This is a genomic window from Enterobacter cloacae complex sp. HYC003_NIDB, assembly GCF_056673375.1.
The window spans coordinates 2851055-2872021 of sequence record NZ_CP114220.1 but is presented as its reverse complement, the minus strand read 5'-3'; the positions used below and the strand labels follow the sequence as shown (position 1 = coordinate 2872021).

Here is a 20967-nt window from a genome sequence, read left to right as displayed (position 1 = left end):
TAGTAGGCATGCCAGGATTTTGAGTCGATCGGATTCGTCTCAATAGTTAAAGGCAGGTAAAGATTTCTTGAAGAGAATGACGGTTTTAGGCAGAAAAAGGCGGGTCTGACCAGTGTGCAGAGAATAAATAGTTTAGCAACGTTTAAGTATTGCTGTGGAGAGTGTAGCCGGGTAAGCGTTAGCGCCACCCGGCCTACGTTCTTACTGCGCGTTCTTATCTTCCAGTTCTTCAAGTTCGCTTAAGATGACGTCAGGGTCGGTTCCCGGCGGCGGCACTTCATGCACCCAGGCGGAGAAGAGACGCCAGGTTACCGCAAGCAGCACCGGACCGATGAACAGGCCAATCATGCCGAAGGCAATTAACCCCCCGATCACCCCGGACAGGATCAGAATCAGCGGCAGGTCAGCGCCCATGCGGATGAGGAGGGGACGGATCACGTTATCCATGGTGCCCACCACGCAACTCCAGACCAGTAGCACCGTGCCCCAGGTCGTGTCCCCCGTCCAGTAAAGCCAGATAATGCAGGGAACCAGCACCAGCAGCGGACCGAGCTGAGCCAGACAGGTCATCAGCATGACGACGGTGAAAATGGTGGCATAAGGTACGCCGGAAATTGCCAGCCCGATTCCGCCAAGTACAGCCTGCACCAGCGCTGTGACCACCACGCCGAGCGCTACCGCGCGGACGGCCTGGGCTGCCAGCAGCACGGCCGCATCGCCGCGTTTACCTGCCAGTCGGGTGGCGAAATGACGTACCCCCAGCGCAACCTGCTCGCCGCGCCAGTACAGCAGGGCGCTGAAGACCAGCATCAACGTACAGTGCATCATGAAGCGACCAATGTGCGCAGCCTGCCCCACAAACCAGGTGGTGGTTGTGCCGATGTACGGACGTACTTTGGCCATCAGCGCGCTACCGCCCATCTCCAGCAGGCTGTGCCAGCCGCTGTACAGTTTTGCGCCCACAACAGGAATGCTGTTCAGCCACGCGAGATCCGGCAGTGTCATATCACCGCTGGTGACCGCGCGAATAACCGGGCCGCTACTGTCAACCAGGCTGTTAACCAGCAGTGCAATGGGAATAATAAACAGCAGGAACAACAGCAGCGTCATCACCAGCACGGCCAGGCCGCGGCGACCAAACAGCAGTTTCTGCAAACGTAAGAGTAAAGGCCAGGTTGCGACGACCACGGTCGCGGCCCAGGCAAATCCGAGCACGAAAGGACGAACAATCCACAGACACGCAATAATCATAATGGCTAAGAACAGCACCGACAGCAGTATCTGCGCGACATCCCTGGGCTGACGAAGATTGACCATAAACGAAACTTTCCTTAAATGAACACCAGCAAGGCTGATGGGAATATAAACCGCATCTCTCTAATCATTAGTGATTTCAGCGATTTTTGACAGGCGGATTTTGCCCGTAATTCTACGAAGCACATAAGAAAAAAATGTGATAAAACTTTCCAGACACAACGCAAACGATTTCACACTATTCTCATTAGGGTCGACAGCAATGATCCCACAGATTTCTCAGGCACCGGGCGTCGTTCAGCTGGTGCTTAATTTTTTGCAGGCACTGGAGCAACAGGGTTTTACAGGTGACACCGCCACCGATTATGCCGACAGGCTGACGATGGCGACCGATAATAGTATTTACCAGCTTCTTCCCGATGCCGTCGTTTTCCCGCGCTCTACCGCCGATGTGGCGCTCATCGCCCGTCTGGCGTCGCAGGAGCGTTTCAGCACCCTGGTCTTTACCCCACGCGGCGGCGGGACGGGTACCAACGGGCAGGCGCTGAACCAGGGCATCATCATTGATATGTCCCGCTATATGAACCGCATCATTGAGATCAACCCGGAAGAGGGGTGGGTGCGAGTGGAAGCGGGAGTGATCAAAGATCAGCTGAATCAGTTTTTGAAACCTTACGGCTATTTTTTTGCGCCAGAGCTTTCCACCAGTAACCGCGCGACCATTGGCGGGATGATCAACACCGATGCCTCGGGGCAGGGCTCGCTGGTCTACGGCAAAACCTCCGATCACGTTATGGGTGTGCGGGCGGTGCTGCTGGGGGGCGATATCCTCGATACCCAACCGATGCCGATCGAGCTGGCCGAAACGCTGGCAAAAGAGAGCACCACCAGCGGACGGATTTATCGTACCGTGCTGGAGCGCTGCCGCGAAAATCGCGAACTGATCCTCAACAAATTCCCGAAGCTTAACCGCTTCCTGACGGGCTACGATCTGCGCCATGTCTTTAATGACGATCTGAGCCAGTTCGATCTTACCCGCGTACTGACCGGGTCAGAAGGGACGCTGGCCTTCATCACCGAAGCGCGTCTGGAGATCACCCGGTTGCCAAAGGTGCGCCGTCTGGTGAATGTCAAATACAACTCCTTTGACTCCGCGCTGCGTAATGCACCGTTTATGGTGGAGGCGCGGGCGCTGTCGGTGGAAACCGTCGATTCAAAAGTTCTGAACCTGGCCCGGGAAGATATCGTCTGGCATTCGGTGAGCGAACTGATTACTGACGTGCCGGATAAAGAGATGCTCGGCCTGAACATCGTCGAGTTCGCCGGGGATGACGCAGAGCTGATTGAGAGCCAGGTAAGCACGCTCTGCCAGCGTCTGGACGAGCTGATTGCCCTGGGGGAAGGCGGCGTCATTGGCTGGCAGCTGTGTAACGATCTCTCCGGCATCGAGCGAATCTACGCGATGCGTAAAAAAGCGGTGGGGCTGCTCGGCAACGCGAAAGGGGTGGCGAAGCCGATTCCGTTTGCGGAAGATACCTGCGTGCCGCCGGAGCACCTTGCTGATTATATTGTGGAGTTTCGCGCGCTGCTCGACAGCCATGGTCTGAGCTATGGCATGTTCGGGCACGTGGACGCGGGTGTGCTGCACGTGCGCCCGGCGCTGGACATGTGCGACCCGCAGCAGGAGATCCTGATGAAGGAGATCTCCGACGAGGTCGTGGCCCTCACGGCCAAATACGGCGGCTTGTTATGGGGCGAGCACGGCAAAGGATTCCGCGCCGAGTACAGCCCGGCGTTTTTTGGCGAACAACTTTACGCCGAGCTGCGTAAGGTGAAAGCCGCTTTTGATCCCGATAACCGCCTTAACCCGGGAAAAATCTGCCCGCCGGAGGGCGTTGATGCGCCGATGTTGCAGGTGGACGCCGTCAAGCGCGGCACCTATGACCGACAAATTCCGATTGCGGTACGCGCTTCCTGGCGCGGCGCGATGGAGTGCAACGGCAACGGGCTGTGCTTCAACTTCGATGTGAAAAGCCCGATGTGTCCGTCGATGAAAATCACCAGCAACCGCATTCATTCCCCGAAAGGGCGTGCCACGCTGGTGCGCGAATGGCTGCGCCTGCTGGCCGACCGCGGCGTTGACCCGCTCAAGCTGGAACAGGAGCTGCCGGAAAAACGCGCCAGCCTGCGCGGGCTTATCGAACGCACCCGCAACAGCTGGCATGCGAACAAAGGTGAATACGATTTCTCGCATGAGGTGAAAGAGGCGATGTCCGGCTGCCTGGCGTGCAAGGCGTGTTCAACCCAGTGCCCGATTAAAATTGACGTACCGGAATTCCGTTCCCGCTTCCTCCAGCTGTACCACACGCGTTATCTGCGCCCGATGCGCGATCATCTGGTGGCGACGGTGGAGAGTTACGCGCCGCTGATGGCCCGTGCGCCAAAAACCTTTAACTTCTTTATCAACCAGCCGCTGGTGCGCAAACTGTCAGAAAAACATATCGGCATGGTGGACCTGCCGCTGCTGTCGGTGCCATCACTCCAGCGTCGGCTGGTGGGGCACCGCTCGGCGAACATGACCCTGGAACAACTGGAAGCATTAAGCCCTGAGCAGAAAGCGAAGGTGGTGCTGGTAGTGCAGGATCCGTTTACCAGCTATTACGATGCCCAGGTGGTGGCCGATTTTGTCCGACTGGCCGAGAAAATCGGCTACCAGCCGGTGGTGCTGCCGTTCTCCCCGAACGGCAAGGCGCAGCACATAAAAGGTTTCCTCACCCGCTTTGCGAAAACCGCGCAGAAAACTTCAGATTTTCTGAATCGCGTGGCGCAGCTCGGTATGCCGATGGTGGGCGTCGATCCGGCGCTGGTGCTCTGTTACCGGGATGAATATAAGCAGACGCTCGGCGATAAGCGCGGTGATTTTCAGGTCTTACTGGTGCACGAGTGGCTGCCTGCGGTGCTGACGCAAACGCCCACTCAGGAGGTGAGTGGAGAAGCCTGGTATCTGTTTGGGCACTGCACCGAAGTGACGGCGCTGCCGACGGCGCCTGCCCAGTGGGCTTCTATCTTTGCCCGGTTTGGCGCGAAGCTGGAAAGCGTTAACGTGGGCTGCTGCGGTATGGCCGGAACCTACGGCCATGAAGTCAAAAACCACGCTAATTCGCTCGGCATTTACGAGCTGTCATGGCATCAGGCGATGCAGCGCCTGCCACGCAACCGCTGTCTGGCGACGGGCTACTCCTGCCGCAGCCAGGTGAAACGGGTGGAAGGTAACGGCGTCCGCCATCCATTGCAGGCTTTACTGGAGATTATCGGATGATCTGGAAACGTGCGGTCACGCTTGAGGCCTTAAATGCCATGGGCGCGGAGAACATGGTCGGTTTGCTGGATATCCAGTTCACGCGCATTGGCGACAACGAACTGGAAGCGACGATGCCGGTAGACAGCCGTACTCATCAACCGTTTGGCCTGTTGCACGGCGGCGCGTCCGTCGTGCTGGCCGAAACACTGGGGTCGGTGGCGGGCTACCTGTGTACGGAAGGAGAGCAGAAGGTGGTGGGTCTGGAGGTCAATGCCAACCACATCCGCTCCGTTCGCAGCGGGCGCGTGCGCGGCGTCTGCCGGGCGCTGCATGCCGGAAGCCGTCATCAGGTGTGGCAGATTGATATTCTGGACGAGCAGGATCGCCTGTGTTGTTCATCCAGGCTGACGACGGCCGTTGTGTAAAGTTTTCGGATGTCTTGTTTTTGGTCAAAAATTAGCCGCCTGATTGTGATATACTGGTCACGTTTTGAACATAAGCGAGGACATCATGGATACTGAAATAACCCCAACACAGCTGGCAATTGAATATTTACGTCGCGATAAAAGCAATCTGTCTCCCGCCCAGTACCTGAAAAAGCTGAAACAGCTTGAGCTGGAATTTACGGATTTGCTGGCGCTCTCTTCAAACGAACTGAAAGAAGAGATCTACTTTGCCTGGCGGTTGGGCGTTCACGTCCATTAAGCAGTGAAGAAAAGGCCGCAAGCGCGGCCTTTTTTGTGTCTGACATTCAGTATCTGGCAGGCAGTTTGTTAATTTTAATCAGCCGGCCTTCTTCCATTTCGATGAACCCACCCGTTTTCAGATCAGCCAGGATCCGCATTACGCCACTGCGGGAAAGATGGGTTTTATCCCTGATATACCTTTCCGCCGTCACGCTACGTCGGTAGCTGTCATCTTCCTGCATCAGCAGCACGAGCTGCTGGCGAATCATCTCGTACGCGGTTGGCGCGCCTTTCGGCATGACGTTGTGATAGAGGCGGTTATAGACAAACATCAGATGATTAGAAAGCAGCCCCCACAGCGCCTTCTCTTTGATAATTTCAGCCACCCGATCGGTCGTGAGCACACCAATCAGGCAAGGCGTTACCGTTCGGAGGTAGTCATTAAAATAAATGTCCGTCAGGTTAGCGAGGCCAAACAGGGCGGGACTGCGCGCCGTTGAAAGCATCATGTCGTCGCTTCTTCTGTATATGGCGACCGTGCCGTCAAGAATTAAATAACACATGCTCTGCCCTTCAACCTGGAGATCAAGTTGCTCGCCGGGATCGGTTTTATGCGTGGCGCAGTGCGGCTGTAAATGAGAAATCAGTTCCTGAGCATAGGGAGAGCCGCGATGCGATGGTTTGTCAGAAGACATAGCGTTAACCTGGAAAGAGACTGTACTCTCTATAGTGTCGCTCTTCTTTTCCACCTTCTCCAGAGATAAATACAGCCTCAGTACTTACGGGGTAAGTGATGGATCTCTACTAGTACGCCACGCTCCATGGTGATGTATTTCCCCGTCCGCAACTCCGCGAGGATCCGCATAATGCCGCTGCGTGAAAGATAGGTGCGGCTTTTGATATAGGCCGCGGCGGTAATGTTTTGTCTTATGGCTTCCGGCTCCTGCATCAACTCAACCAGTTGAAAGCGGATAATGTCATAAGCCGACATTTGCGATATCTGGGCACAATGTTCGTAGACGCGCGATGCGGTGTAGATCAGCAGATTTGAGAAGTGCTCCCATAAATTCTGTTGTGCGACAACATGATTGAAACACGCCAGCGAAACGCTGGCCACCTCTGAAGTTTCCAGCGCTCTGACGTACAGGTGTTCAGACGATAACTGGCTGCTCACGCCGAGTATAAATGGCGCGGATTCAGAATTTAAGACGATACCGTCCCCGCGACGGTGTAACGCCACGCTGCCATGCAACAGTAAAAAGCATTGACGGGTATCGCCGGAGCAATAATGGATAATTTCTCCTCTGGCAATAATGCTTCTCTCCGCATGCGGCAAAACATTATCGATTATTTTTTCAATGTGCTTAAAAGGCTTAGCGCCGAGCACTGTTGACTTATCAATATCTGACTCAGGCGCGAAACGGGTATTCATGTGAAACCTCACTGACTGATGCGATCATTTTTTGATCGGCATAAAGAATTATCTTAAAAACCAGCAGATCAGGGAATGTTTGCGGCGAGTCTAATTATAGACTCGCTTTTTTTTGAGTCTTAATTAATTGAAATTGAAACCTTTTTTATTCAGGTCTAAAAGTAGACTTTGGCCATTATTCTTAAGGTGTTTCCGAGTGAATATGTTTTGTAATTGTTAAAAGAGGGTCTACAGCTAGACCTCAAAATTGATTGTATGCGCAAAAAGAGTTGTATAAATTTTGACTCGTCGGAAGGTCTTTTGTTTCTGCAACTGAATGTCGGTAATAAATAAAGTAATACGGGATATAAAATTATGAATACAAAATTGATGATGGCAATGTTAGCGGCAGGTTCTGTACTCACCATGACCAATGCATTCGCAGCGGCCGGTACCGTTAATTTTAACGGGAATATTCTGGATTCTGCCTGCGACGTTGATGTGGCATCCCAGAATCAGGTGGTGGTATTAGGCGATTATTATAAAACGGAATTCCCGACAACCGGGGCGAGAACGGCTGCGACGCAATTCAATATTATTTTGAAAAACTGTCCGGTAACGGTCACCAATGCAAAAGTCCGTTTTGACGGCACGCCGGATTTAACCAACGCTAGCCTGCTGGCGATTGATACGTCCGTGGCGGGGGCGGCCACCGGGGTGGCGATTAACCTGATGACGGCAGATAAAGCCGATCTGCCGCTGCACGGCAGCAACAGCTATATTTACCCGCTCAGCAGTACGGCTGATAATACGCTGAACTTCTACGCGCAGTATATCGCCACCGCGGCATCCGTGACCGCGGGCCCGGCTAACTCGGTCGCAAACTTCTCTGTGGTATACAACTAAGTCATTGCAGTAATCAGCAGGGGCCCGCCCGGCCCCTTGTTTTATGAGGTATTAAAATGCGTTTTATCACGACAATGGGCCTGGCTATGGCGCTGTTACCGCTGACGTTAACATCCGTCAGTGCAGGAGTAATTATTGGCGGCACCCGTATTATTTTCGATGGGGCTAAAAAAGAGGCGTCAATAGGTATTACTAATCCTGATAACGTTCCTTATTTAATCCAGTCGTGGATAGATGTTCAGGATGAACAATCGGGTAAAGCGCCTTTTATTATTACGCCACCACTGTATCGGCTGGACGGCGGGCAAAAAAACCTTGAGCGTATTGTCATGACCGGCTCGCTGCCACAGAGGCAGGAGAGTTTATTCTGGCTGAACATTAAAGCTATTCCGTCAGCCTCAAAGCAGATGAACTCGCTACAAATTGCCGTCAAAACGCGCATCAAATTAATTTATCGACCAGAGACTCTTCGTGCGTCTACCCCCGAGGAGCAAGCCAATAAATTAACCTGGAATCGTGCGGGGAATTCCCTTCAGGTTAATAACCCTACGCCGTACGTTATCAATTTCAATGAAATTACGTTGGGTAATAAGAAACTTGACAATGTCACGTACGTGATGCCTTCAGGCACAGCCCGTTTTCCGTTACCGAACGGAACCAGTGGCAATACGCTGACGTTTAAAGTCATTAACGATTATGGCAGCCCTGGCGAATTACACCGGGCCAGTTTGTGATCCTTACGCGTTAATCAGGTGTTCGTCATGACAACGGCATTGAATACAATGCAGCCTGCGCGCCTGGCAATATTTATTGCCCTCGCGCTTGCTGGTGTCTCTCCCACACTGTATGCCAGTGAGACGTTTAATACGGAACTGGTAGAGCTGGATAATCCCGGAATGGGGAAAGCGGATTTATCTGCCTTTGAATCCGGCTCGCAGGCGCCCGGGACATACCACGTTGATATTATTCTTGACGATCGGCTGCTGGAAACGCGGGATATTCGTTTTATGGCAGTGAAGGATGCTAACGGCAGTGAAACGTTGCAGCCGTGCCTGAGTATCGGGCAGTTAAAAGCGTGGGGCGTGAAAACGGCGCTTTTCCCGCAGCTCGCCGCCGGGGAAGGTGAATGCGCCGATCTCAGGGCGATCCCACAGGCCAGCGCGGATTTCCAGTTTGGCGCCCAGCGTCTGGCGATTAGCATTCCACAGGCGGCTATAGACCTGCCAGCAAGAGGTTACGTTCCGCCGGATATGTGGGATGAAGGCATTACCGCGGTCATGCTCAACTACAGCCTGAGCGGGGCAAACAGCCGGGCAAGAAGCGGGGCAGGCACCCGCAGCGACAGCCAGTATGCAAACCTGCGGCCGGGGATCAACGTCGGTCCCTGGCGGTTACGCAACTACACCACCTGGTCCCGCGATGCGTCCGGCCAGGATAAGTGGGACAACGTCTATACCTGGATGCAGCGCGCGATTATTCCCCTGCAAGCCCAGCTTACGCTCGGAGACAGTTCCGCGTCTGCCGATGTCTTTGACAGCATGCCGTTTCGCGGCGTCCAGCTGGCGTCCGACGACGATATGCTGCCGGATTCCCTGAAAGGCTATGCGCCGGTGGTGCGCGGTATTGCGCGGACTAACGCGCAGGTCGTGGTGCGTCAGAATGGCTATCAAATCTACCAAAGCTATGTGGCACCGGGCGCGTTTGAGATCGCGGACATGTATCCCACCGGCGGCTCGGGCGAACTTGATGTGACGATCGTCGAAGCTGATGGCAGTGAGCAACATTTCACCCTGCCATACGCTTCGCTGCCGGTCCTGCAACGGGAGGGGCGCCTGAAATATGCCCTTACCGCCGGGCAGTATCGCTCGTATAACCGTAGCGTGGAGAAAACCCCCTTCGGGCAATTGACCGGAATTTACGGCCTCCCTCACGGTATTACGCTCTATGGCGGCGTCCAGGGGGCAGATAAGTACCAGTCGGCGGCTCTGGGGGTGGGCAAGAATATGGGCGATCTCGGGGCGATATCCGCAGACGTCACTCAGGGCTGGTCAACGCCGGAGCATGCCGCGAAAACAAACGGTCAGTCGTGGCGGGCCCGATACAGCAAGAATTTTATCAATACCGGGACCAACTTTTCGATTGCCGGGTATCGCTACTCGACCCGCGGCTATTACGGCATGCAGGACGTCCTCGATTCGTACGGCGACAGCAGCGCGCTTCAGGACAGGCGACGTAACCGTGCCGAGCTGACGATGAGCCAGACGCTGGGGGACAACCTGGGCGCGCTTACCCTCACTGCGGCGCGGGAAGATTACTGGAATGACGGTAAGTCGATGGCTTCGTGGAGCGTCGGCTATAGCAACTACTGGCACAACATCAGCTATGGCCTGACATGGACCTACAGCAAAAATGTCCGCTCAGCGTCAGAAACCCGCGACAGCCAAAAAAACGCTAACCACGACCAGCTTCTGGCGTTCAACGTCAGCATTCCGCTGGATAAATTTTTGCCGCAGACATGGGCTAACTATGGCATGAACGCCAGCGGGAATAACGGGACGACGCATAACGTCGGCCTGAACGGGGTAGCGCTCGAGAACCGTGCCCTGAGCTGGAACGTACAGCAGGGATACGGCACAGAGGGCGTGGGCTATACCGGCAATGTTAACGCGGACTACAAAGGCGCCTATGGCGAAGTCACGGCAGGTTATGGTTATGACAAAAAAAGTGAACGCCTGAATTACGGGCTGCAAGGCGGCATTCTCGCCCATGCTGATGGCATCACGCTTTCCCAGCCGCTGGGGGAGACCAGCGTCTTAATCAAAGCCCCTGGCGCCCACGACGTGGATATCCGCAATCAGCCCGGTGTACGGACAGATTTTCGCGGATATACGGTCGTGAGCAACCTTTCTGTCTACCGGAAAAACGATCTCACCCTCGACCCGGAAACGATGCCGGACGATGTCGAGCTGGAGATCAACACCCGCACGGTGACGCCGACGCGGGGAGCGGTGGTGAGAGCCGATTATCTGCCGAAGTCAGGTCGCCGGGTGCTGATGACCTTGACCGACAGCGACCGCGCCGTTCCGTTTGGGGCGGTGGTCACCCTTGTGGGTGATGACAGCGGCAGTTTTATTGTCGGCGATCGCGGTCAGGTCTATTTAACCGGGATGCGCGAGCAGGGAACGTTAGTCGCTACATGGGGAAGTCAATCCAGTCAGCAATGCCGCGCTGATTTCACGCTGCCGAATCACTCAACGTACGGTGGGATCGCTGATATGCACGCCACCTGCCGTCAGGAACGCTAACATGAAATGTCTTAACGCGATGCTGCTGCTCTGTTTGCTCGCGGCGGCAAATATGGCTCGTGCCGGTACCTGCACCACCATCACCCCGCAGCTTTCCACCCTGTCCGTGGGGACGATCAACGTGCAGCGCGATGCGCCTGTCGGCACGGTGGTATTTTCCGGCGCGGCGTCAGCCACAGGCTCCTATCTTACCGGGTGTACGAATCCGCTGATGCTGGGATTCAGCCTGCGCTACAACGGCGCCACGTTGAGCAGCTACGGCAACCATGTTTACAACACGAACGTCAGCGGGATAGGGATACGCTTTTCTTCCAACGGCTTTTTTGAAAACCCGAGCAATACATTTTCCTACAATGCGCAGACCTCCTATGTGGACTGGTACGGCGGGAGGATTGAGCTGGTGGTGACGGGGCCGGTCTCATCGGGGGCATTAACCCCCGGGACGATCGGTGTCGTGACGCTTCAGGGAAGCGATGGCCTCTACCGTGACGGTCTGACCACGCAGCTCACCTCCGGCACCATCAATGCGCTGGCGTGCACGGTGAATACGGCCCAGCTGACGTTTCCGATAGGGGATATTCCCGCCTCGGCGTTCGGCTCCACGGTGGGCACCACGCCAGCGGGAGCACAGAACACGCAAAACCTGGGCCTGACCTGCGCCGCCGGAACCAATATTACGGTCTCGCTCAGTGGAATACAGAACCCGGACAGCGCCAATACCAGCGTGATGGCCTTAACCGGGCAGGGAAATGCCGGCACTGCGAAAGGGGTGGGGGTGCAGCTTATCTATAACGGTGCACCGCTGGTGATGAACAGCCGACTATTCTTGCGGCAGTCTGCCGGGGGGCAAGAGACGTTGCCATTAACGGCCCGATATTACCAGACGTTACCCCGCGTGGAGTCAGGTTCAGCGAATGCCTCCGCCACCCTTAATGTGACCTACCAGTAGCAGGTAAGAAGATGAAAATAAGATGCAGGACACTGATTTTACTTGCTTTACTCAGCGGGAAGGTATGCTCCGCTGATAGCGTCAACATCGGTGTGACGGGAAATATCGTTGCGTCGCCGTGCATATTTAATGGCGGCAGTAACAGCCTCGATGTCAACCTGGGCAATATTCAGGCAACCAATATGGCGACGCCGGGCTCAACATCGGATCCGGTGCCTTTCAGTCTGCTGTTTACCCAGTGCCCAACCGGAACGCAGAGTGTGACCGTCGCTTTCACCGGCAGCCCCGATCCCGAGGCGGGTGCGGACTATTTTATGAACAGCGGTTCGGCCACGCATGTGGCGATAGCCATGCGCGATGCCCAAACCGGCGCGCTTAAAGGAACAGGCACCAGTATGACCCAGACCATTGCCGCGGACAGAACCGCGACAATGGCTATGCTGGCCTCGGTAAAATCTATGCCGGGAGGCGCCACGCCGGGGAGCATCATTGCGGTTGTGGTGATGACGATGCAGTACAACTAAATGCCGGTGATAAGCCTTTTATAAAGACGTTGGTGTGAACTATGTTAAATATTCTGATTCAGGAAACGGATCTGTTTTTTCAGGCTGGGCTACAGAGCTTTTTCGAAGATTTTTTTAAGCATAACTTTCATCGCTCCATCACATTTCACCTGGCGCTGACCAATGAAAACGTCAGCCAGGCCGATATTATTGTTCTTTCATTATGTCAGGGGGAAACGCTGACCTGTTTTCCGGAGTTACTGGCCCGGCAAAAAGGAATTGTGATAGGTCTCGTCGACGATGAGCTGCGCTTTTCGGCGCTGCCTTCCTGCTTTCAGGACATCATTTTTCTCCCGCGCCGGGCGTCGCTTGATCGTATTAGCGGCGTTCTGTTTATCGCGTGGTTCAGGACGCAATTACCAGGTTACACGTTGAATAAAAAGACCTGTTTCGACTGCCAGCATAAAGGGTTATCCCGGCAACAGATTCGTATTATGGTCAATTTTTACCGGGGGCTGTCGGTGGTGCAGACCGCGAACGCGTTGAAGATGAGCGAAAAAACGGTCTTTACCCATAAATATATGATGATGCAGAAATTTAATCTGCGAAGCGATTACGAGCTGATCGTACTGTTGAGAAGGCTGATGGAGAAAAAGAGCCGTCCGAACCTGCTTCGCGATTACCTGGAAAATAATTATGCACAACAGATAACGTAAAACAGCAGCGGATAGCGGGCCGGGCAGCGATAGCCGCCACCCGGCAATGCATTTAAACGTTAACCGCAGCGATCAAACGCGTCTTCATGGTCTGGTACGCGCAAGCCGCAAAATCCTCCGCCCAGCGCTGGTCCTCGATCGCCTCCAGCTGCACGGCGCAATATTTCGTTTCCGGCGTTCTGGAGATCGGGTCGAGATTATCCTGCGTCAGCTCATTACAGGCGCCAATCCACCACTGGTAGGTCATATAGATTGCTCCCGCATTGATGCGCTCGCTGATGCTGGCGCGGGTGATCACTTTACCCCGGCGTGAACGCACCCAGACCAGCTGGCCTTCGGCAATCCCCCGTTCATCCGCATCCGCCGGGTTCATTTGCACCCGGCCCGGCTCGTCGGCCAGGCTTTGCAGCGCCGCGCAGTTCCCGGTCATTGAGCGACAGGAGTAGTGACCCACTTCGCGCACCGTGCACAGTACCAGCGGGTAATCCGCATCCGGTGTCTCCGCCGGGGCGCGCCAGGGGGCGGCAAATAGCTGTCCTTTGCCAGTAGGGGTGTCGAACTGATTATCCTTGTACAGGTAGGGGGTGCCGGGATGATCGAGGGATGGGCAAGGCCACTGCACATGGCCCATCTCGCCCATTTTTTCGTAGGTCACGCCGTAGAAGAGGGGGCACAGCTCGCGCATTTCGTCCCAGATCTGCTGGTTATCCTCGTAATGCATGGGATAGCCCATCTCCGTGGCCAGCAGGCTGATAATCTCCCAGTCGCGCTTCACGTTGCCGCTGGCCTCAATGGCTTTGCCGAAACGCTGGAAGCCGCGATCGGCACAGGTGAACACGCCGGCGTGTTCTCCCCATGAGGTGGCAGGGAGCAGCACGTCAGCCACCTCTGCCGTTTTGGTCATAAAGATGTCCTGAACCACCACAAAATCGAGCGCCTCAAAGCCGCGGCGGACCAGTCCCAGATCGGCTTCTGTCTGAAGCGGATCTTCCCCCATGATGTAATACGCTTTAATCTTTCCTTCCAGCGCGAGATGTGGCACTTCGGTGATACGCGTCCCGACGCGATCGTCCATCCGGTTGACATTGATTTTCCACGCATCGGCAAATTTCAGTCTGACCGCCGGGTCAGTGACGTCCTGGTAGCCGGGGAACATATTGGGCAGAACGCCCATATCGCAGGCACCCTGAACGTTATTTTGCCCGCGAACCGGACCCACGCCGACGGCAGGGCGGCCCAGGTTGCCGGTCAGCAGCGCCAGGCTGGAGAGACCTTTCACCACATCGACCGCCTGACCAAACTGCGTGACGCCCATCCCCCACATCACCGTTGCTGAAGGCGCCGCTGCGAACATGCGCATTGCCTGACGAACATCCCGCGCGCGGATCCCCGTCAGATGTTCAACCTGCTCGGGTGCGTAATCTTTTACCGTCAGCCGGTACGCCTCAAGCCCTTCGGTAAAGCGGGCAACGTAGTTTTTGTCGTACAGTTCCTCTTCCAGCAGGACATAGCCAAAGGCATTGACCAGCGCCATGTTACTGCCATTTTTTAGCTGAAGATGAAGATCGGCAATGCGTGCCGTTTCAATATGACGCGGATCGCAGACGATGATTTTAGCGCCATTTTCACGTGCTTTAAGCACACGTCGGGCGACGATGGGGTGAGAGTCGGCGCAGTTATAGCCGAATACCAGCAGGCATTTTGAGTTTTCAATATCATTAATGGAATTGCTCATGGCGCCGTTGCCGAGGGTCTCCTGTAAACCGGCAACGGACGGACCGTGACAGACACGGGCGCAGCAGTCGACGTTGTTAGTATTCAGCACCGCACGGGCAAATTTTTGCATCACATAGTTGGTCTCATTGCCCGTTCCCCGTGAGGAACCCGTGGTCATAATGGACCGAGGGCCATACTGTTCTTTGATGCTTTTAAGCCTGTGAGCGGTATAGCGAATGGCCTCTTCCCAGGTAACAGGGGTAAAGGCCTCGCCTTTGCTGTAGCGGATCATGGGCTGCGTCAGACGGGGGGTAAGCAGCCGTGTGTCGTTAAGAAAGTCCCAGCCGTAGAACCCTTTCAGGCAAAGCGTGCCCTGATTGGTTACGCCATCAGCGGCTTCGGCACGGATAATCCGGTTATTTTTAACGACGAGGTTTAGTTTGCAGCCTGCACCGCAGTAGGGGCAGACGCTGGCGATTTTTTTCATCAATAACAGACCTGTTAAGAAATGAAGCAATGTTTACTGGAAAGCCCAGTCCCTTAGCGGACTAAGCAGGATCCATGCCACATTCAGCGTTCTTGATTAACAGGGCGTTAAAGGAGAGAGGGTGTGTCATCGTCAGTCTGTTCGTCAGAATTGACGATGACACGCTATCCGTAGGGATGGGGGAGGCGTTAAAGATCGTCCATGGTGTAACCGACGACAATTTCCAGCGTCTTGCGGATCACATCCGCCTTAACGACATCGTCGGTGGATTCCAGCGCCTGGATTAGCCAGAGAATGATCGCTTTGTTGGTCAAATGACCTTCGGAAGCGAGAACACAACGAACCGCAGTCGAAAAAATGGCAGACTCTTCAGCAAAGCGATCGCCTGCGTGACGGAAATACTCCGACAACGCGCTATCTAAAAAGGCCGAGTGGTATTCGGGTTGAAGCTGAATATTTTGTCTCATTTGTTCTCACCGTAGCTGTAAAGTTGTAGTCAATGTATCTTTTTAGGATCGGACGGTTTTCCATTTCCAAATAACGGCACTACATTGTCTCGGTTATTTTTGAGAGATCCCTCTCTCTGTATTCGTCCTTGTGCGGTTCTGCGACCTTTAAAAGCGAGCGTACCAGAGCTGATTTCAGCTATCACTCGCGCTAATGTCTCCCGCCGCTGGGGATCCGTTTCATATGCTTGCATGTTACGCAGACGCTGAACCAATCCCTCGGTCGTCACGGGACCGCGCTCCTTCAAAAGTGAAAGAGCGGCTTCTCCAATAAGCTGGTCGATCAGTCTGTCTGCATCACTGCTGTTCATGACATTAACGTTCGAAGAGCAGGCCAAGAAGCATGTGATAATGATGTTCCTCTTCCGGGCCATTGGCCTTTTCAAGGCGACTCAACAGTTTTGTGCAGAGCGATTTGCGATTCAGATTTCGCCCGTCGCTAAGAATTTCAACAACAACCTGACCCAATGTTTCCTGTTGGGTTGGAAGCGCGGCTTTTTCGAAATACTGCGCAATCGCTGTTGCCGAGTCTGCGAGGTGTCCGTTCTGCTGCATGTTTCGCTCCTGTAAATTTTCGTAATCAGTAACGTTACATTTAAGGTATACATAATTTTCAAATCTGTACATTTAAAATGTACAATTTTTTAAAGATTTTATAATATATTTTATAAAATCATTATTTATCAAGTGCTTATTCTTATACGATTTACTGCGGGATTCACAAGATATATTGTACAATCCGAAGCGGCGTTGCAGAGTTGTACAAGCCCGTAAATGACGCAAAAAAGCCGTGTAAATCGTTGAGATGTAAATTATTTGTTGGGCAATTAATGTGCTATAACAGAGTTCTCCCCACGTGTTTTCGTGGTCACCCCCTCAATCTTCAGGATTAGCATGCTCACAACCATCATTTACCGCAGTCATATCTGCGAGGACGTTCCAGTTAAAGCGCTGGAAGACATGGTCGCTGCTGCAAATTGTAGAAATCGCCAGTTCGATGTTACGGGGATTTTGCTGTTTAACGGCACACACTTTTTTCAGTTACTTGAAGGGCCCGCTGATAACGTTAAGGAGATCTATGAGCTCATCTGCCGTGACCCACGGCATCACAACGTGGTCGAATTGTTAAGCGATCACGGGCCTTCAAGACGTTTAGGCAACGTGGGTATGGAGCTCTTTGACCTTCGTCAGTACGATACCGACGAAGTGCTGCAACAGGTTCTTGATAAAGGCACAACCCGCTATCAGCTGACCTATAACGATCGCGCCCTGCAATTTTTCCGCACCTTCGTTGAGGCCACTGAAAAAGCCAACTACTTTGAGCTGCCTCCGGCTGACGCCTGGGAGTTTGTCACCGAAAACACGCCGTTATCCACCCAGCCGACGGTAGTGGCAAAGGGCGCGGACTGTAGTTTCGCATTTCAACCTATCGTCGATCCGTTTATGCAGCAGGTGGTTTCCTGGGAAGCCCTGATCCGCACGCCGTCCGGTGAGTCTCCGGAAAGCTATTTTGCCAACCTGTCGCGTGAGGCGCTGTACGAATCGGATCTGAAGAGTAAGCAGGTGGCTTTGTCGATGGCCAGCGCGCTGGGCCTACAGACTCAAACGTTATCCATCAATCTGCTGCCGATGACGCTGGTCAATGTTCCTGGCGCCGTCGATTTTTTACTGACGGCAATTGAGGCGAACGGTTTTGTGCCGGAGCAAATTGTGGTCGAGTTCACCGAGAGCGAGGCGATCTCGCGCTTCGAAGAGTTCACCAGCGCAGTCAGACAGCTTAAAAGCGCCGGGATCAGCGTGGCCATCGATCACTTTGGCGCGGGATTCGCCGGTCTGCAACTGCTGGCCCAGTTCCAGCCGGACAGAATCAAGATCAGCCGTGATTTGATTGCCAACGTACACAAGAGCGGCCCGCGTCAGGCTATTATTCAGGCGATCATTAAATGCTGTGCGTCTCTGGAAATTCTGTTCTGTGCGGTAGGCGTAGAGCTGGCTGAAGAGTGGATGTGGCTGGAATCTGCCGGGGTTTCTCAGTTCCAGGGACACCTTTTCGCCAGCCCGCGTCTGGGGGGCGTTCCGGCGATTGCCTGGCCTGATAAAAAGTACGATTTATAAAAACCTGTACGTAACTGTTAAGAGTAACCTGTACGTACGGCGAAATTTATACAACAATACATTAACGAGTGAGTGGTTCATTGAGCCATTCACTTGTCTCAGAACGAGGAGTTAGTTATACAAATGATTTGTACAATCTGATAAGGTTGGTTTGGTTAGGTATGGAAGTAATGTGCGTGAGGGAGTTAATGGCCTATTACAGTATCGGCGAAGTGGCCGAACGATGCGGTATCAACCCCGTTACGCTGCGTGCCTGGCAGCGCCGTTATGGATTGTTGAAGCCGCAGCGAAGCGAAGGGGGTCATCGTCAGTTTGACGATGAAGATATCCTGCGTATCGAAGAGATCAAGCGCCTGATGAAAACGGGTGTTTCGGTCGGCAAAGTAAAAGCGCTTCTTGAAAATACAGAAGTGATGACTCAGGGGAACTGGGCATCTTTTCAGGAAGAGATGTTAACCGTTCTGCGCTATGCCAGTCCGGCAAAACTGCGCGCCAAAATCGGCGAGTTCCGCCGTGACCATGCGATGGATGTTCTGATAGATAACATCATCACCCCTGTGCGGCAGCGAATGAACCAGGACCAGAATACGGTGCGTCACATGGCAAGCCTGCTGGACGGTGTCCTGATTGAGTTTGCCGTTGCAAGCCTGGGTGAGTCGCGAAAAAAAGCAGGTAAGGATGCGCTGCTGGTCGGGTGGGAGTGCGACGACCGTACGCATTTGTGGCTGGAAGCGGCCCGTCTTGCCTACAAAGGCTGGCATATCGACGTGCTGGCTGAGCCGATTGATTCTCCACGTCCTGAACTCTTCCCCGGGCAAAAAATCTTCGTCTGGACCGGTAAAGCGCCTACGCCTCGTCAACAGGAGCAGCTCGACCACTGGCGTGAACAGGGTTTCGCCGTTTCGTTCCATCACTGATGTTAAGGGGTCCGTCAGGGCCTTTTTGTCTTTTCGAGTCAGCTTTCTTATTGGAAGATAGCTATCTCAAAAATAGGTATTTCCAATACAATTTTTCTCATTGCCCGCCAACTTACCGCCTTTCTTATGAAATGCATTATTTATCAATGCATTGAACAAATCTAACCATCCCATCCGCATCCCGTCACAGGGTCTATGCTTAATGAAAGTAGCCAAAAAGGGCGGTTTAGCCCAAAGCCCCTGCTCGCAGGGGGTTGAAGTGATAATCGTTATCACTAACATGGTGTTATGCCCTGGTGGCTTATCAGATGAGGTGGACCTATGGAACTGCATTCAGAAACCTTCAATCCGGCCGATTTTGCCTGGCGTGGTTTAACGCTGACGCCCGCGGCGGCGGCGCATATTCATGAGCTGGTGGCAAAAAATCCCGACATCCTCGGCGTACGCTTAGGCGTTAAGCAGACTGGCTGCGCGGGATTTGGCTACGTGCTGGATACCGTAACCGAACCTGAAAAGGACGATCTGGTCTTTGAAACCGACGGTGCAAAGTTATACGTCGCGCTACAGGCGATGCCGTTTATCGATGGAACCGAAGTCGACTACGTTCGGGAAGGTTTAAACCAGTTATTCAAATTTCATAACCCGAAAGCCCAGAACGAATGCGGCTGCGGCGAAAGCTTTGGGGTATAGGCGGTACTATGTCTCGTAATACTGAAGCAACGAGTGATGTAAACACCTGGAGCGGCGGACACCTCAACTATAAAGAGGGTTTCTTCACGCAGCTGCAAACCGATGAGCTGGCGAAAGGCATCAACGAAGAGGTCGTGCGCGCCATTTCGGCGAAACGTAACGAGCCGGAGTGGATGCTGGAGTTTCGCCTGAGCGCATTCCGCGCGTGGCTGGAGATGGAAGAACCCCACTGGCTGAAAGCGCATTACGATAAGCTGAACTATCAGGATTATAGCTACTACTCCGCGCCCTCCTGCGGCAGCTGTGATGATACCTGTGCCTCGCAACCTGGTGCCGTTCAGCAAACCGGCGCGGAGAACAGCTTCCTGAGTAAAGAGGTGGAAGAGGCGTTTAATCAGCTCGGCGTGCCCGTGCGCGAAGGCAAAGAGGTGGCGGTAGACGCCATTTTTGACTCCGTCTCGGTGGCAACCACCTACCGTGAAAAACTGGCGGAGCAGGGGATCATTTTCTGTTCCTTTGGTGAAGCCATTCACGATCACCCCGAGCTGGTGAAAAAGTATATTGGTACCGTGGTGCCGAGTAACGATAACTTCTTCGCGGCACTGAATGCGGCGGTGGCGTCAGACGGTACTTTTATCTACGTGCCGAAAGGCGTGCGCTGCCCGATGGAGCTCTCGACCTATTTCCGCATCAACGCGGAAAAAACCGGCCAGTTTGAACGCACCATCCTGGTGGCCGATGAAGGCAGCTACGTAAGCTACATCGAAGGGTGCTCCGCTCCTGTGCGCGACAGCTACCAGCTGCACGCGGCGGTGGTAGAAGTGATCATCCATAAAGATGCGGAAGTGAAGTACTCTACGGTACAGAACTGGTTCCCGGGCGACGGCAACACCGGTGGTATTCTGAACTTCGTCACCAAACGCGCGCTGTGCGAAGGCGAAAACAGTAAAATGTCCTGGACGCAGTCAGAAACCGGCTCCGCCATTACCTGGAAATACCCGAGCTGTATTCTGCGCGGCGACAACTCCATCGGTGAGTTTTACTCCGTGGCGCTGACCAGCGGTCATCAGCAGGCCGATACCGGCACCAAGATGATCCACATCGGTAAAAACACCAAATCGACCATCATCTCCAAAGGGATCTCTGCCGGTCACAGCCAGAACAGCTATCGCGGGCTGGTGAAAATCATGCCGACGGCTACCAACGCGCGTAACTTCACCCAGTGTGACTCCATGCTGATTGGCGCGGACTGCGGGGCGCATACCTTCCCGTATGTCGAATGCCGCAATAACAGCGCCCAGCTTGAGCATGAGGCAACTACGTCACGTATTGGTGAAGATCAGCTTTTCTACTGCCTGCAACGCGGGATCAGTGAAGAAGATGCGATTTCAATGATCGTTAACGGCTTCTGTAAGGACGTGTTCTCTGAACTGCCGCTGGAATTTGCCGTTGAAGCCCAGAAACTCCTCGCCATTAGTCTTGAACACAGCGTCGGTTAAGGAAAG

General features: G+C 54.0%; 20 protein-coding genes. 13 read left to right on the top strand and 7 right to left on the bottom strand.

What is annotated here, in order from left to right; genetic code table 11:
* Positions 1-201: 201 nt before the first annotated feature.
* The gene (gene ydiK, locus O1722_RS13690) at positions 202-1317 is read right to left on the bottom strand and encodes an AI-2E family transporter YdiK (RefSeq protein ID WP_015570721.1); all 1116 of its coding nucleotides are present in this window, start codon (positions 1315-1317) and stop codon (positions 202-204) included.
* Positions 1318-1516: 199 nt separating this feature from the next.
* On the opposite strand from ydiK, the gene ydiJ reads away from it, so the two are divergent.
* The 3 genes from ydiJ (at position 1517) to O1722_RS13675 (ending at position 5260) form a co-directional block, all read left to right on the top strand.
* Positions 1517-4573, top strand: a complete 3057-nt coding sequence (gene ydiJ, locus O1722_RS13685) for a D-2-hydroxyglutarate dehydrogenase YdiJ (RefSeq protein WP_033487134.1) — start codon at positions 1517-1519, stop codon at positions 4571-4573.
* Positions 4570-4980: a 1,4-dihydroxy-2-naphthoyl-CoA hydrolase gene (gene menI, locus O1722_RS13680; protein WP_015570720.1), complete on the top strand. Its 411-nt coding sequence runs from the start codon at positions 4570-4572 to the stop codon at positions 4978-4980. Before ydiJ ends, menI begins: the two co-directional genes overlap by 4 nt.
* Before the next feature lie 85 nt (positions 4981-5065).
* Positions 5066-5260 carry a YdiH family protein gene (locus O1722_RS13675; protein WP_003857766.1) on the top strand — a complete coding sequence of 65 codons (195 nt, stop codon included), beginning with the start codon at positions 5066-5068 and terminating at the stop codon, positions 5258-5260.
* 46 nt (positions 5261-5306) lie between these two features.
* Here O1722_RS13675 and O1722_RS13670 read toward each other — a convergent pair whose 3' ends face one another.
* Together O1722_RS13670 and O1722_RS13665 are read right to left on the bottom strand one after the other, a co-directional pair.
* Positions 5307-5936, bottom strand: a complete 630-nt coding sequence (locus tag O1722_RS13670; protein ID WP_015570719.1) for a helix-turn-helix domain-containing protein — start codon at positions 5934-5936, stop codon at positions 5307-5309.
* Positions 5937-6013: 77 nt separating this feature from the next.
* Entirely contained in the window at positions 6014-6673 is a 660-nt protein-coding gene (locus O1722_RS13665; protein WP_015570718.1) for a winged helix-turn-helix transcriptional regulator, read from the bottom strand.
* Between the two features lie 354 nt (positions 6674-7027).
* Here O1722_RS13665 and O1722_RS13660 point away from each other — a divergent pair, with 354 nt between their 5' ends.
* From O1722_RS13660 to O1722_RS13635, 6 genes are read left to right on the top strand one after another with little or no spacing between them, the layout of a single operon-like run.
* Complete coding sequence (locus O1722_RS13660) at positions 7028-7558, top strand: fimbrial protein (protein ID WP_033487132.1); 531 nt, start codon at positions 7028-7030, stop codon at positions 7556-7558.
* Between the two features lie 56 nt (positions 7559-7614).
* The gene (locus O1722_RS13655; RefSeq protein ID WP_033487131.1) at positions 7615-8292 is read left to right on the top strand and encodes a fimbrial biogenesis chaperone; all 678 of its coding nucleotides are present in this window, start codon (positions 7615-7617) and stop codon (positions 8290-8292) included.
* A gap of 27 nt (positions 8293-8319) precedes the next feature.
* A complete protein-coding gene (locus O1722_RS13650) occupies positions 8320-10863 on the top strand; it encodes a fimbria/pilus outer membrane usher protein (protein ID WP_033487130.1) in 2544 nt (847 codons plus the stop codon).
* 1 nt (position 10864) lies between these two features.
* Positions 10865-11812: a fimbrial protein gene (locus O1722_RS13645; protein ID WP_033487129.1), complete on the top strand. Its 948-nt coding sequence runs from the start codon at positions 10865-10867 to the stop codon at positions 11810-11812.
* A gap of 11 nt (positions 11813-11823) precedes the next feature.
* Positions 11824-12336, top strand: coding sequence for a fimbrial protein (locus tag O1722_RS13640; RefSeq protein ID WP_033487127.1), 513 nt, complete (start codon positions 11824-11826; stop codon positions 12334-12336).
* Positions 12337-12377: 41 nt separating this feature from the next.
* Positions 12378-13031 (top strand): helix-turn-helix transcriptional regulator, encoded by a 654-nt coding sequence (locus O1722_RS13635; protein WP_032670990.1) that lies wholly within the window; start codon positions 12378-12380, stop codon positions 13029-13031.
* A gap of 52 nt (positions 13032-13083) precedes the next feature.
* Here O1722_RS13635 and fdhF read toward each other — a convergent pair whose 3' ends face one another.
* The 4 genes from fdhF to ycgZ all read right to left on the bottom strand — a co-directional run bounded on the left by fdhF (position 13084) and on the right by ycgZ (position 16295).
* Positions 13084-15234: a formate dehydrogenase subunit alpha gene (gene fdhF / locus O1722_RS13630; RefSeq protein WP_032670991.1), complete on the bottom strand. Its 2151-nt coding sequence runs from the start codon at positions 15232-15234 to the stop codon at positions 13084-13086.
* A 188-nt stretch (positions 15235-15422) separates the two neighbouring features.
* Positions 15423-15701, bottom strand: coding sequence for a biofilm/acid-resistance regulator YmgB/AriR (locus O1722_RS13625; RefSeq protein ID WP_032653318.1), 279 nt, complete (start codon positions 15699-15701; stop codon positions 15423-15425).
* Between the two features lie 29 nt (positions 15702-15730).
* Positions 15731-16051 (bottom strand): hypothetical protein, encoded by a 321-nt coding sequence (locus tag O1722_RS13620; RefSeq protein WP_045892962.1) that lies wholly within the window; start codon positions 16049-16051, stop codon positions 15731-15733.
* A gap of 4 nt (positions 16052-16055) precedes the next feature.
* A complete protein-coding gene (gene ycgZ / locus O1722_RS13615) occupies positions 16056-16295 on the bottom strand; it encodes a regulatory protein YcgZ (RefSeq protein WP_017384632.1) in 240 nt (79 codons plus the stop codon).
* Between the two features lie 339 nt (positions 16296-16634).
* Between ycgZ and O1722_RS13610 the strand changes: the two genes are divergently transcribed.
* The 4 genes from O1722_RS13610 to sufB all read left to right on the top strand — a co-directional run bounded on the left by O1722_RS13610 (position 16635) and on the right by sufB (position 20961).
* Positions 16635-17855 carry a diguanylate phosphodiesterase gene (locus tag O1722_RS13610; RefSeq protein WP_479954325.1) on the top strand — a complete coding sequence of 407 codons (1221 nt, stop codon included), beginning with the start codon at positions 16635-16637 and terminating at the stop codon, positions 17853-17855.
* Positions 17856-18043: 188 nt separating this feature from the next.
* Positions 18044-18772 carry a MerR family transcriptional regulator gene (locus tag O1722_RS13605; protein ID WP_033487124.1) on the top strand — a complete coding sequence of 243 codons (729 nt, stop codon included), beginning with the start codon at positions 18044-18046 and terminating at the stop codon, positions 18770-18772.
* Positions 18773-19093: 321 nt separating this feature from the next.
* Positions 19094-19462, top strand: coding sequence for a Fe-S cluster assembly scaffold SufA (gene sufA / locus O1722_RS13600; protein WP_003857741.1), 369 nt, complete (start codon positions 19094-19096; stop codon positions 19460-19462).
* A gap of 8 nt (positions 19463-19470) precedes the next feature.
* Positions 19471-20961 carry a Fe-S cluster assembly protein SufB gene (gene sufB / locus O1722_RS13595; protein ID WP_003857739.1) on the top strand — a complete coding sequence of 497 codons (1491 nt, stop codon included), beginning with the start codon at positions 19471-19473 and terminating at the stop codon, positions 20959-20961.
* Positions 20962-20967: the final 6 nt, after the last annotated feature.